Raw genomic sequence first — 13,868 nt, 5'->3', positions numbered from 1 at the left:
ACTTCTGCGTTGCCCACAGGACGTGGGCGGTTTTAGCAGAAGTTCCTTATCCTAATACATGAGCAGCGGAGAAACAAGCCAACGAGCTTCCACAGGATGTGGTGACTTCGACGTTCGACACAGGACGTGTCGGTACTTAGTCGAAGTTCCTCTGTCGCTTATGTCTACCGGACTTTTTGAACATCCTCATATACCAGATTTCCTAATGAATCAGGCTATTTTCTCTATATTCCTTTGGAGAAATTCCCTCTAATTCCCTGAAAACTCTCGTAAATTGTTTTGGATTTTTATAGCCAACCTTCAAACTTATTTCAAAAATCATTAAATCCGTCTTCTTTAAAAGAAGTTTGGCTTTTTCAATGCGAACTTTTTTCAAATAATCAACGAAATTCTGACCTGTATGCTCTTTAAACATATGACTGAAATAGGAATAGTTTAGGGAGACATAATTGGAAACCACCGCTAAATTTATATCTTTATGATAGTTCTCGTCTATATACTGCAAGGCCTCTTCAATATGCCTTTGTTCAGAGTAAATGGATTTGAGCTGTTTATTGTATTCATGTAGTTGTAAAACTAATGCTTCCAACGCATAATAATACTCGTAAAAGTTTTCAAAATTATACATATCGCCAACATGCTGATAATGCTTCATAATTTCGATTGATTCTTTTCCGAGCCGATGAAAAGCAGAATCTAATAACACTTCATTAATCGCTTGATTCAACTTTTCCATATATTCAATTCCATTCATTAAGATCTCTTCGAAATTCAGAATCTCTCGTAATTGCTTCCTTATTTCCTGATCCCGATTGGTCCCTATCATATTCGCAATTCTCTGGATCTGTTCAAGAGGAAGCAAATGAGGATCATTCTGTTTCCTATCGTGAATTTCAGAAAAGCTGATCATTTTTTTACTTGCAAACAGAAAGGAATGTTTCAAAGCAAAACGGGCTTGTTCATACCCTTCCTTAATTTGATAACGTTGATTCATCTTCCGGCTTACCCCGATTGTCACCGTGGTTGTCTCGAAATGGGGAAGAATCGACTCAAATACCAGCCATGTAGGTGTGACCAGAACGATGTTGTTATCCTTATCATAGAAGCTAATCATTTGTTTAAAAGATTCTTGAAAATATTGTGCGAGAATTTCTTTCACATAAGGAAGATGTTCTTTTTCCGTTTTTGTCTGCTGAAATTTGATCACACCCACAAAATATTCTTCAGGGTAATCGTCTATCTGTAAATTGTTGATTACCTTTTCAATTTCATCCTGCGTAATATCCGGGTGAATGAATAAATAATTTAATTGATTGGCTTGAATTAGCTCCTTTTCTTTCTCGTTTTCTTTCTTCGCCTGCACTTCCTTCATGACACGCTCTAATGTTTGATGAAGTTCTTTTCTATTGATGGGCTTTAATAAATAATCCTTCACTCGATATTTAATCGCCTCTCTGGCATATTCAAAATCATCATACCCACTAATCATCACGACTTCTGGTTTTTTCTCTAACGATTGAATCGCATGGACAAGCTGAATTCCATCCATTGCCGGCATCTTAATATCGGTCAAAATAATATCAATCGCTTCTATTTCTAAAATCTCCCATGCCTCCACACCATTACTTGCTAAAAAGAAGCTGAATTGGTTGGGAAACTCCCTCGAAATCATGGATTGAATCCCGATGCGAATGTTTCGCTCATCATCGATAATTAATAGCTTAAACATTCCTACTGCCCCCCCTTATGACTAAATAAGGTAATTGGATCATGACCCTTGTGTACTGATCTTTCTCACTTTCGACTTGAATCCCATATCCCTGTCCATAGGATAATAGAATGCGCTCATGCACATTTTTTATTCCAATCCCTTTCCCTGGTTTATCCTGCTCTATCCGAGACTGTAATGTATGATTTAATGAAGCGAGTTCCTCCGGGCTCATTCCGACCCCATTATCAAGCACCTCGATGAATACTGATTGGTTTTCCAGATATACACGGATTCTTATCCTTGGTTGCTTATTTCTAAAATCTGGTTGGAGTCCATGTTTAATCGCATTTTCAATAATGGGCTGCAGCGATAATTTTAAAATTTCCTGTTCTCGCAGCCCTTCAGAAATGTCCACTATAAAATCGACTTGATTGTCCAAACGAAGATTCATGATGTCAATATAATTTTGAATATGGGCAATTTCCTCATTTAACACAACAAACTCATTTTTCCATTTGATATTATAGCGCATCATTTCCCCTAAAGAGGTAAGCGCATCCGATATATCGTATTTTCCTTCCATTTCCGCCATCATTTTAATATTTTCAAGTGTATTATAGAGAAAATGGGAATCAATTTGCGTTTTCAACGCTCTTAACTCTGTATCTTTGGTGACTGCCTGTTTATAGACCGCTTCTGCAATTAATTGATTGATTTTTTCCAGCATATTTTGGAAGTGGAAAGCTAATGCGGCGAATTCATCGTCCCCTTCAATTTCTATATTGGTTGTGAAATCTCCCTTCTCCACCTGATTCATCTTCTCAATTAATGTATACATCTTTTTCAATAAAAGAGAGATCATTAGATAGGTCAGCAGAAATAAGAGGAGTAAAAAGGCAGCGGCCGTAAAAATCGTCAAGATACGGACTTTTTTCGTTTCTGAATAAAGATCTTCTAAAGATACAATATTGACCATAAATGTATCAGTACCTTCTATAAAAGACGAAACCGCAAGATAAGGAATCTTTTCATGTGTGAAAAAAAGGGTATGAATACCTTCATCCTTTTTTAAATGATCCAAAATAAACTGATATTCTGTTTTCGTAAACTCTTGATCTTTTAAAAAGGATCGGGCGGGATTGCTAAAAATTTGCTGTTGTTGATTCACTAAGATGATTTCCGATTTCTCATCTTGAATCGGACTATACATTTTCGGGAAAAAGTTCTTTTGGAGCATGGAAATTTCAATCACTCCCAAATGATGGCCATAGATATCATTGACTTTTCGGTACAAAGCGATTTTCGGATTCTTCTCCTGTATATTGGTCAGAAGCTGATAATCCTCCCTTTTTAGCTTCCATAGCTCTGTTTCATCCCTTGACATCGCTTCTGTAAACCAAGGCGAATCAGCAACCCGACTTTCGCGAAATAAAATCGGCCACATTTCACTCAGGGAATCATCATTAATGAAAAAACGGATCGATTCAATACTTGGATTCACATTTAATAATTTCACCATTTTCGTCATCTGATTTCTCTGAAAATCCATTAGTTGTTCCACCGCTTTCTCCCCAGGAGTGCTGACAAAATCAATAATATCTTGATCAGATGCCAAAGTTTGTGCAGACTCCCGCATCGATTCAATATTTTTATCAATATGGATTTTTTCCATTTCCATTACATATTGATTATTTCTTTCCGATTCCTTAATCGCATTCTTGTAAAATTGACTAGAATAAAGGAAGACAACCAGGACAACTGGAATCATAAACAAAGCGAGATAGATAACAATCAATTTATTGCGTAAGGAGAGATGCCCGAATTTTTGATACCCTTTTTTAACTATTCTAGTAAACATTTAGTCCACATCCCATGAGTTCCATCTTGATAATTCTATTATCCCATAGGAACATAGGAGGAAATAGTAAAAAAAAGAGGGAAGTGTGCTTGTTTGCAGATTTCCCTCTTTTTTCACTTCGTCACGAACAGCTGGATCATTGGTCATTAAAGGTTTAGGTCGGTTTGCTGCACCAACATTTCTACTCTTCCATTGCTTTCTCAATTTTAGCTTTATTTTCTTCATAGCGTTTTTGTTGGTAAGCACGAACCTTTTCATAACCAAACTTATCCCGCTTTTTCAAAAACTCTTCGTGAATTTTGTCAAATTCTTCATCCGACTTCGCCAAGATAAGTTTTGGTAAGGTTTTTCCCCATTCTTGAGCGATTTTGCTGTTCGCTACTCCTTCTGTAGATGTCCCTTGTGGCGTAATATCATCAAAAACAGTAAAGCTTTCTGTTTTTCCTTTTGTCCAGTCTTCCAACTGTTTCATCGGTTCTTCTGTAGGGGCTTGCCATTGTAACTGCATATCCGTATCCATCAACATCCAGAATGTATGAGAAGCGCCATATTTTTGATCAAAGGCGGTTCGATCAGATCTAAGCAATTCTAGAACTTCTGGGATCCATTGTGGTTTTCCATCGACAACTTCATGGGTAATCCCTTCTGGACCAAGATACATATCCTTTTGTCCTTCTTCACTAATTAAATAACTCATAAACCGAATCGCTCTTGCTGGGTCCTTCACATCTTTAGAAATTAAAGTAATTGTCCAGCCTGATAACCCATCGCCAGATAAGGTTGGTGGATCTAAGTTTTCATTAGCCGGCCCATCAACGGCAATATAGACTGAATTAGGATCATTTTTATAGAGGGCCAATTCTTGTGCCTCCATATCACTACGTTGGTAAAGCATTGCGAAATAGCGGCCTTGCGCAATTTTTTCTTCCATTTGTGGCCGTTTGTCAATAAAGATGTCTTTTGCTAAAAGTCCTTCTTCATTCGCTTGTCTAAACACTTTTAACCATCTTAAATATTCCGGATCTGTTGAGCGATCATAAAGCTCTCCGTCTTTTTCCATCGGAATCGCCAAGAAATTTTGTAAATAGCCTTCCAAAGAGTAGTTTCCTGTATCTCCAAATTCATGTAGTCCTAATGGGATTAAAGGCGTCCCATTAACTTCTGGGAATTTTTTCTTTGCCTCTTTCAAAGCATTGAGAAATCCCTCCGGTGTACGCATATCAGGACTGCCAATCGCTTCATACATATCTTTTCTCACTAAGAATGTTTGATTGGATGGTTTCAAATCTTTATATTCATCAAAATTCTTTGGTGATGAGGAGGCATTAGGATAGCCATAGACATGGCCATTTTCTTGTCTATACCATTCTAATTTAGCTGGATCTGATACTTTAAAAAAGTATGGGTCATATTGTTCGGCTAGTTCGTTTAAAGGCAGAACAAGTTCTCCCTCAATCATTTGCTTAACCGCTTCTTCTCCCCAACCTAATGTGATAAAATCTGGAAGTGTGCCTGAAGCGATCATCGTATTCATTTTTTCCGCTTCATTCCCTGCAGGCGCAATCAGGTTTAATGTCACACCGGTTTTATCTGTAATATATTTCGAAGTCTCATCTCCCCCCCATTTGTTGGCAAACCAAGAGAAATTAATATACCAATCAAATGTAATTGGTGATGTATCTTCCTTCCAACCCGGATCATCTTCCGTGAGCTTTGCAGTATCTTCTGTAGGCTGCTTATCCTCCCCCGCCCCTGCTTTCTCTTTTGGTTCAGAAGAACAGGCTGTCATCAACATCGCCATCAGTACCGCAAGCAACAATAGATATAAGCTTTTGAAACGTCTCTTTTCATTCATTTTTATATTTCCCCCTATTTATTTTTACTGCTTGCCATGCCTAGCATAAACAAGCAGGCCTTACCCTTTGATCGAACCAATCAACATGCCCTTCACAAAATATTTTTGTAAAAATGGATAGACAAGTACAATCGGCACGGTTGTCACAACCATGGTCGCTAATTTAATCGATTGAGATGTCACTGTTTTACTGATGACCCCACCAGGTGCATTGGTCATCATTTGGTTGGAGCTTGATTCGGCTACAACTTTGTAAAGATAGGTTTGAATCGGTTGTAAGTCGGGATTATTAACAAAAATGACACCAGCAAAATAATCATTCCATTGATAAACCCCATGGAAAAGCGCAATCGTGGCAATCACCGGCATGGATAAAGGGATCACAACTTTAAGAAAGATCTTTATATCACTGGCTCCATCCATTTTCGCCGCTTCTTCAAGGGATGTTGGTAATTCCCGAAAGAAAGAAACAAAAATAATGAGATCAAAAAAGTTAAACAGTGCGGGAATAATATAGACAAGAAAATTATCTAATAGACCTAGATCACGTAATAACAAGAAATAAGGAATTAATCCGCCGCTAAAGAACATTGTGACCACACCGATAAACATATAGATATTCCGTCCCCGCAATTCCTTACGCGATAAGGCATACGCAACCATGGCGGTAAAAAATACGTGGCAAACGGTACCAATGAACGTTTTGGCCACTGTGATCCCGAATGAAGTGACAATTCCTTTATTCGCAAATACAGCCTTATAATTTTCCAGCGTAAATTCTCGCGGCCACCAATAGATCCCCCCTTTCATCGCATCCATCCCTTCATTAAGGGAATTTACCACCACATACCAAATCGGATAGATCGTAATAAAACAGAGAAACAACATAATCAAGATATTGAGATTATCAAAAATATACTCACTTAAGGTACGTCTATTTCTTTTCATTATTTGAAACATAGGATCAGCTCCTTTCTAGAACAATGAGGTGCCATCTAGTTTTTTCGTAATTTTATTGGCCGAGAGTAATAAAATAAAAGCAATAATCGATTTTAATAAGCCTACTGCTGTCGCATAAGAGTATCTAGCATTCTGAATTCCCACCTGATAGACATAAATATCAATCACGTTACTGGCGCTTTCATTTAAAGCATTACGTAAAACTAAAATCTGATCAAAATTATTATTTAAAACGCCCCCAACCGCTAAAATAAATAAAATTGTAATCGTTGGGCGAATCGAAGGTAAGGTGACATGCCACATTCTTTGGAATTTATTCGCTCCATCGATTGTGGACGCTTCATATAATTCAGGGGAAACACCTGCTATCGCTGCTAAGTAAATAATCGCTGACCAACCAAGTTCCTTCCAAAGGTCTGAAATGATCACAATCGCCCAAAAATAATCGGGCTCTGCCAAAAAGTTTAACCGTTCATTCGTAAGGCCTAAACCAATTAAAATATCATTGATAATCCCAACATCTGCTAGCCACGTTGTTAAAATTCCCCCTAATACAACCCATGACAGAAAGTGAGGTAGATAGGTGATCGTTTGGACTGCCTTTTTGAATTTTAATGAGGTCAATTCATTCATTAAAAGTGCAAAAATAATCGGTAACGGAAAACCAATAATTAATTTAATTAAGCTAATTCCAAGTGTATTTTTTATGACAATCCAAAAATTATCGTCTTGAATAAACTCACGAAAATGCATCAATCCCACCCATGGAGCTTCTGAAATGGATTTAACCACGCTATATTCCTTAAACGATATAATTAATCCATACATCGGAACATAGTTGAAAATAAACATCCAGATGACACCAAGAATGGCCATGATTTGCAATTGTCTTTGGGAAATCATGTCTTTACCTAATGCTCTTATTTTTTGACCTTTGCTTGGATTCAAGACAGGGGGCTTTGTTTTTTTTTATCTTTTCTGCTGTCAGCTTCATCTCGTTCCCACCTTAATCTTCATTTCTAACATGGACTACCTTTATCTTAATGAAACGAGATTATGAATGTAAGCACTTAAATTTTGATTAGGGTGCAGATTTTTAGGTGGAGAGAAATTTATGAAGGAATTTATAAGGGGTAGTATCCGCGAGACTGGTTCTATGAGCCATTGTGAAGTTGAGCTAATAGAAAAAAGCAGGGAGTCCCCTGCTTATTTCCGGTCATCATCGTTCGTATTGTCATTGTTCAAATCGGTGTCATTACCCATACCATTATTATTATTATTGTTGTTGCCATTGGTATCATCCATGTTATTATCGTTCAAGCCATTGTCTGTTCCACCATCATTTACGCCGTTATTATTTCCGCCGTTGTTAGTGCCATTTCCATTGTTATTCACACCATTGTCATTGGCTGGAGGTGGAGGATTTTGATCATTATTGTCGTTGTTGCCACACCCCACTAATAGTACAGACGCCAATGCGACTGCCCCTACATACTTTGTCCACTTCATTTTCATTTTGGTAAGCCCCTTTCAGATTTTCCCCGTGTTACGGGATTTTTTTGGCTTTGTTATATTCTTTGGAAATATAACATTGCACTTAGCCTGATAGTAGCTTTCCCAAACTCGGTAAAAACTTGCAAAAAGTTTTTGACAAATTTTAGGATGCCTTCATTGAGTGCAATCGGTAGAAAGATGAACGCTACATGTGCACCAGAAGTTTGTCTATCTCCCCAGTACTGATACTATCTCCCTTTCCGCTCAGAAGAAAACAGGTTCCCGCCTTTTTTATCCATTCATACTCAAACCTTTTCTTGCCGTTAATTCAGGATGCGCCGATCGAATCACGGATGGCCTTGCCATAACCATTACAGTAAGTATGAGAGCGCAGCCGGATACAATCAGGATCCACTGTGCAGGAAAAATATCATATAAAAATCCATATATCAGCATCCCTAAAGGAATGAGGGCTGTGGACATTGTTTCCAAGATTGAAAAGATTCTCCCTTTAAAATCATCATCGATTTGCTTTTGCATCATTACATTGATCGGTGTATTCACTAAAATGATCAAAACACCGAAACTGAACATAAGAAGGAGATAATAAACAAATATTACTGTATAAGACATGGACACCATTAGGGGAAAAGCAACCCCTGCAATCACTCCCCCCAAACAAATTACGCCCCTTTTAGCCGAAAGCAGGGGATATTTTAATTCCTTTCTAACTGACAAATAAATAGAAAAAAGAAACATCCCTGCTGCAAACGCTCCTTGAGTAAAACCAAAATCACGTGAGAGCATTTTTAGTTTTTCAATTAAAACATAAGAATATCCCACCTCAAAAGCTCCAAAAAAGAAATTAATAAATAAAGAAATCCAAATAATCACCATGATTACCGGTTGCAATTTTACATAGGCTATTCCGGCTTTCATGCTTTGCCACATTGTTTCCTTCTCCTCTTCTGGTTCCTTTTCTTTCCTTTGGGCAAATAAATTAAAATTCATCGTTGATTCTAGAATGACAGCTATGAAAGAAGCCCCCATATAAATAAGCAAAAAGACAAGCATGGAAACCATCCCATATAATAGTCCACCAACTGCTGGACTGCCAATCGCCGCAAAAGAAATCGACATTTGATTAAGGGACATTGCCTTCTGAATTCTAGCTTTATCGACCAATCCGGTAATGGAGGAAGTAAACGCAACCCCCGAGAACATCGATGTAAAGGAGAGCACAGCAGTAGTTATGTAAATAGCTACAAGAGATAAGCCTATTGTTAAATGAACCACTAATAATCCACCAATGGCTAAGCTAGTGGCAATCTGTGCCAGAATGACAATCGCTTTTCGGGAATATTTATCCGCAATATAGCCAGCAAATGGTGCCCCAATCGTTCTAGGTAAAATATTACATAGGAGATTCATTGCAAAATTTGTGGCGGATCCTGTCGTTTCTAAAATATAAAAGCTAATAGCAAAAGCATACACCTGTGCTCCAAAAGATGAAATAAGCTTACTTGTCACAAAAGTCCATAAATGATAAGTCGCTTTCATTAATTTCTGATCTTCATTCATCTTCATTCTCCATTTCTGCCCGTTTGTTTAATTTAATTAAACAAATCATATCATCCTTTTCCTTTGCAATCAAGAAAAAGTTTAATATAATTAAACACAACAAGTAACAGGAGGGACTACCAATTAACACGTTAGGAGATCGTATTCGCTCACTGCGAAAACAAAAAAAGATGACTTTAGATGCCCTTGCTGGCAATGTATTAACGAAGGGAATGGTCAGTCTTATTGAAAATAACAAAGCACAGCCTTCCATGGAAAGCTTATCTTATATTGCCAATCAACTAGACATAGATGTGGCAGAACTACTGGAGGAAGTGAGCGCAGAAGAGTGGAGCAAACTTCTCCAGAAAGCTGAAGAGCTCAATAATTTAGAAATCCACCAGCATGTAAATAAATACAAGCAATTATATACCCTTATTCACCCTTATCTCGAAAAGCTTTCTCATGGGTATGAAGCAGCCCGTTTACTAGAACTCTATAGTCACTGCTTATACTTTGAAGGAATGGATGATTGGAATGCTTATGCAGAACGTGCGGAACAAATGTATGAGGCGTTGAATATAAGCTCAAGGCAAGTCGACATTGCTATATTTCGTTCTGAAACTTACTTTGTCGAACATCAGTATCAACAATCGTTAGAACTCCTTCTTAAAGAGAGAGCCCATATTGAATCGATGTATGCCTTCCTTGACCCTATATCACAAGTCGATCTTGACTACCATGAGGCATTTTTATATTTTGCGGTTGGAGAAGCGGAAAAGGCAACTGATGTTTTGAATCAAGCGATGCGTCATTCAAAAAAACATGGAATTTTTTATCGAATCAATGATTTATATCGATTGGCCGCTGCTTACGCCTTGATGTTGGGAAATCAAGATCAGAAGAATTTTTATTTAAGGAAACTAGCGTCTTATGGAGATTTCGCAGAAGATGATGACTCACATGTGTTTTGCGCTATCATCGATATTCACTGGCTTAATGGGGAGGCCGATTATTCACGGGCCTTACAGTTGGTAGACAAAGTGCTAATTGAAAATAAAATGGCGGATTATCATATGGGGCATTTACACTTAGAAAAGGGGAAATCCTTATGGGGTCTTGCCCAGTATGAGGAGGCGCTCTCCTGGTTAAAAAAGGTGGACATTCATCCTGATCTTCACCATCCTTTTGATTTATCGATTTTATATCTGAAGGATTCGTACCAAGCCCTATGCCTTGAAAAGTTAGGTGACTTAAACAGCGCCAAAAAGTTAGCTAAATGCGCGGTAGAAAATATGAAGTCGTTTCCTGCAACTCCTTACAAAGATTTTGCTCTTGAGACCTATGAAACGTTAAAATAAACCAAGATCGCTTTGCATCCTTGAAATAGAAAAGCTGACAAATAGCATCCGTCTATTTGTCAGCTTTTTATTTTACAGGATAGGATAAAAATCGGCTGATGTTTGGATCTAGCTCCAGCGCCTAGCCCTGAGAGGCTCGCAGGATGCGAGTCCATCGGCGTTGCCATAGGACGTGGCGACCTTAGCCGATGTTCCACTAAATAACCTGAGACAATAAAAGTCAAAACCGGACTTTTCTTGTCTCAGAACATTTGCTTGTCGGGGGCCAACAGGATGTTGGTCAGAACGGCGTTGCGCCAGGAAGGCGCGAACTTAGCCGTTCATCCATTAAACGGGCGCTTGCGCTTTTCTTATTGAATAGCAAACATAATTTCTGCTTCACAGACCAATTCATCTTCCACAGTGGCTTTTACTTTGGCTTTCGCAATCGATCCTCTCATCCGGGTAATTTCCGCTTCAAGCTTGAGTTGATCGCCTGGTACGACCTGGCGTTTAAATCGACAACTGTCAATACCCGCGAATAGCCCAAGTTTTCCTTCATTTTCCGAAGTTTGCATCATGGCGATGCCGCTTGTTTGCGCTAAAGCTTCTACAATCAGAACTCCTGGCATCACAGGATATTCGGGAAAATGCCCATTAAAAAATGGCTCATTGGCCGTTACATTTTTAATGGCGACCGCTTTTTTCCCTGCTTCTACTTCCAAAACACGATCGACTAACAAAAAAGGATAGCGATGGGGAATAACCTCTTTAATTTGTTGAATGTCCAACATTTCGTTCTCCTCCTCATAATATGTATGTCTTTAAACTAAAAAACGGGTTCACCCTTTTCAATGAACCCGAGAATTTCCAAAGGATGGCTCCCTTAGGCGTTGGATATCCATTTAGGAAGTTCACTTATCTTTTATCACTAAATCTATGATATGTGTCCATGTTTTCTCTTTAAAAACATCTTTTGGCTTTCCATCGCCTATGACACCATACCCGATCATTAATCCACTCGCAAGACTTGCCGCAAGAAAAACAATGAGTAAAATCAAGCGGAGCCATATGGGAATAAGCCTAATTCTAACTCGTCTCTTAGAACTTTTCTCCTCGGTTCTTGCTTGCTTTTCTCTCTTTTCTCCTTGCTTTCTCTTTTTCAGTTCTTTTTTTGATTGTACTTGCTCCTGGCTGATTTGATTGGCCATCTTGCGATAAACTCCTTTGTTTTAATCATCTAAAATGAGTTAAAACGAAAAATTTACTAGCTTGTTTTCTATATAAAATGTGTTTTATGTGAATTCTATAGGTACAAAATTACTCCATCCATTGCCGCTCGATTGAAGTTTCACTTTATCATATCATATTTTAGCGAATACTGTTGACAATTCCCATCATTTGGTCAGAAATGGAAATTGATTTTGATTGGAATTGTAGAGCACGTTGCGTCAACATCATATTCGTTAATTCAAGACCTATATCGACATTGGAATTTTCGAGGGCTTGCTGTTGCATGCTCACATTGCCTCTTAACCCGCCTTCTTCCGTTAAATCGGTATAGATCTCTTCTGCGTTCACTCCTAATGCATCAGGAAGACCAAGAAGAGAGTCACCTTTTTGCTCCAAAAACTGTGGATTCTTTACTTCAATCACACCTAAATTTACAGGATTCGCTAATCCTTCCGCTGTTAGATGGCCATGGTTATTCATTTGAATATTGGCTACATTATCAGGAAAAACAATTCTGTTGTTATTCTCGTCCAAAACCGCATGACCATCCTGATTCACCAATTGTAGCCCTTGTTGGTTTTCCAAAGGCATAAGATATAAGGCACCATTTCTTGTGAATCGAAGAGCCCCGCTGTCAGATACTTTCAAAAACTGATTCGGTTCCGTAAAAGCAATATCGAGCGCTCGTTCCGTCGTCTTTAAGGATCCTTGTTGTAAGTTTAGAGAAGATTTGGCGATTTTGGCTCCTACCCCTTGGCGAATCCCAATAGGAGTCAATCGGCCCATTTCAGCTTTTTCGGACGATTGATTGTTTATTTCCTGAACCATTAACTCTGCAAAGGATGTATTTTGACTTTTGAAACCCACGGTTTGTGAATTGCTAATATTATGGCTGATGATATCAAATTGCTTTTGTAATTGATTCATTGTATTCGCTGCAGTTGTCATCATACGACTCATCCCTGAACCCTCCTTTGACCTCCAGCCTTGATCCTAACCATTTACCTTGCCAACGTCGTTTACAGCTTTATCCAGACTCCTATCATAGGCCTGTACAATTTTTTGATTGGCTTCAAAAGCTCTATACGCACTTAGCATCTCAGTCATCGCTTGAGATGGGTCTACATTTGATCTCTCAAAATACCCCTGTGATATGCGATAATCTTCTTGAGCCGCAAGTGGAAGTTGATCAGCCTCCTCGTCTGTACGAAAAAGCCCCCCTCCTCTTGGATCAGTTCTTGGGGATTTTCAGTTACGGCAATCCCTAATTGTGCAACCTGATTCCCATCTTCTTCAATGATACCATTTGGTGTGACGCTGAATTGATCACTGTTTAATGCAATTTGATTTCCCGCTTGATCCAATACAGGTAAACCTTCCGTTGTTGTTAGAAGACCCTCAGCATTAAGATTAAACCGGCCATTACGTGTATATTTTATCTGATTATTATCTTCAACGGCAAAAAACACAGAACCATTTGGACCATCTGTAAGAGCTAAATCGGTATTTTGATCTGTTTGCTGCAAATCTCCTTGGACAAACCGCGGCACTGTTTCTTGCATGTAAACACCAGTATGTATCGCTCCCACTTCCTGGGGGAGATTCGGTTTTTCCAATCCTCCGATTTTTTGTAACAGCATTTCAGGAAATGCTCGCATGGACGATTGACCTTCTTTGAAACCGGGGGTATTCATATTGGCTAGGTTATTCGTAGTTTGATCTGTTTTCCGTTGCTGAGCATACATCCCAGATGCGGCTGTATATAAACCTCTTAACATATTACTCCTCCATCTCTATCCACAAGTTTCGCCGAGCTTTTACCACAGCAAAAAAAATGAAGTTCTTAAAGGATAAAAC

General features: G+C 38.5%; 10 protein-coding genes and 2 pseudogenes. 1 reads left to right on the top strand and 11 read right to left on the bottom strand.

Annotation, left to right across the window (positions count from 1 at the left end; genetic code table 11):
- Positions 1-202 precede the first annotated feature (202 nt).
- The 7 genes and pseudogenes from MUB24_RS06675 to MUB24_RS06645 form a co-directional block, all read right to left on the bottom strand.
- The gene (locus MUB24_RS06675) at positions 203-1,729 is read right to left on the bottom strand and encodes a response regulator (RefSeq protein ID WP_244702512.1); all 1,527 of its coding nucleotides are present in this window, start codon (positions 1,727-1,729) and stop codon (positions 203-205) included.
- Complete coding sequence (locus MUB24_RS06670) at positions 1,722-3,569, bottom strand: cache domain-containing sensor histidine kinase (protein ID WP_244702511.1); 1,848 nt, start codon at positions 3,567-3,569, stop codon at positions 1,722-1,724. Before MUB24_RS06670 ends, MUB24_RS06675 begins: the two co-directional genes overlap by 8 nt.
- A gap of 181 nt (positions 3,570-3,750) precedes the next feature.
- Positions 3,751-5,424, bottom strand: a complete 1,674-nt coding sequence (locus MUB24_RS06665) for an extracellular solute-binding protein (RefSeq protein ID WP_244702509.1) — start codon at positions 5,422-5,424, stop codon at positions 3,751-3,753.
- A gap of 60 nt (positions 5,425-5,484) precedes the next feature.
- Entirely contained in the window at positions 5,485-6,384 is a 900-nt protein-coding gene (locus MUB24_RS06660; RefSeq protein WP_244702508.1) for a carbohydrate ABC transporter permease, read from the bottom strand.
- Between the two features lie 15 nt (positions 6,385-6,399).
- Positions 6,400-7,287 (bottom strand): ABC transporter permease, encoded by an 888-nt coding sequence (locus MUB24_RS06655; protein ID WP_396426701.1) that lies wholly within the window; start codon positions 7,285-7,287, stop codon positions 6,400-6,402.
- A 303-nt stretch (positions 7,288-7,590) separates the two neighbouring features.
- Positions 7,591-7,899, bottom strand: a complete 309-nt coding sequence (locus MUB24_RS06650) for a hypothetical protein (protein WP_244702504.1) — start codon at positions 7,897-7,899, stop codon at positions 7,591-7,593.
- A 270-nt stretch (positions 7,900-8,169) separates the two neighbouring features.
- Positions 8,170-9,468: pseudogene (locus MUB24_RS06645) on the bottom strand (MFS transporter); the annotation flags it as partial.
- Between the two features lie 113 nt (positions 9,469-9,581).
- Here MUB24_RS06645 and MUB24_RS06640 point away from each other — a divergent pair.
- Complete coding sequence (locus MUB24_RS06640) at positions 9,582-10,799, top strand: helix-turn-helix domain-containing protein (RefSeq protein ID WP_313898428.1); 1,218 nt, start codon at positions 9,582-9,584, stop codon at positions 10,797-10,799.
- A gap of 350 nt (positions 10,800-11,149) precedes the next feature.
- On the opposite strand, the gene fabZ is transcribed toward MUB24_RS06640, so the two are convergent.
- The 4 genes and pseudogenes from fabZ to MUB24_RS06620 form a co-directional block, all read right to left on the bottom strand.
- Positions 11,150-11,572 (bottom strand): 3-hydroxyacyl-ACP dehydratase FabZ, encoded by a 423-nt coding sequence (fabZ, locus tag MUB24_RS06635; RefSeq protein ID WP_244702501.1) that lies wholly within the window; start codon positions 11,570-11,572, stop codon positions 11,150-11,152.
- 120 nt (positions 11,573-11,692) lie between these two features.
- The gene (locus MUB24_RS06630) at positions 11,693-11,989 is read right to left on the bottom strand and encodes a DNA-directed RNA polymerase subunit beta (RefSeq protein ID WP_244702500.1); all 297 of its coding nucleotides are present in this window, start codon (positions 11,987-11,989) and stop codon (positions 11,693-11,695) included.
- A gap of 160 nt (positions 11,990-12,149) precedes the next feature.
- Positions 12,150-12,971, bottom strand: coding sequence for a flagellar hook-basal body protein (locus MUB24_RS06625; RefSeq protein WP_244702499.1), 822 nt, complete (start codon positions 12,969-12,971; stop codon positions 12,150-12,152).
- 33 nt (positions 12,972-13,004) lie between these two features.
- Positions 13,005-13,789 (bottom strand): annotated as a pseudogene (locus MUB24_RS06620) (flagellar hook-basal body protein).
- Positions 13,790-13,868 lie beyond the last annotated feature (79 nt).

This window comes from Lederbergia sp. NSJ-179, assembly GCF_022867885.1.
Lineage (GTDB): Bacteria > Bacillota > Bacilli > Bacillales > Bacillaceae_C > Lederbergia.
Note: the sequence above shows the minus strand (reverse complement) of the source record. Positions and strands in the feature narration are given on the sequence as shown.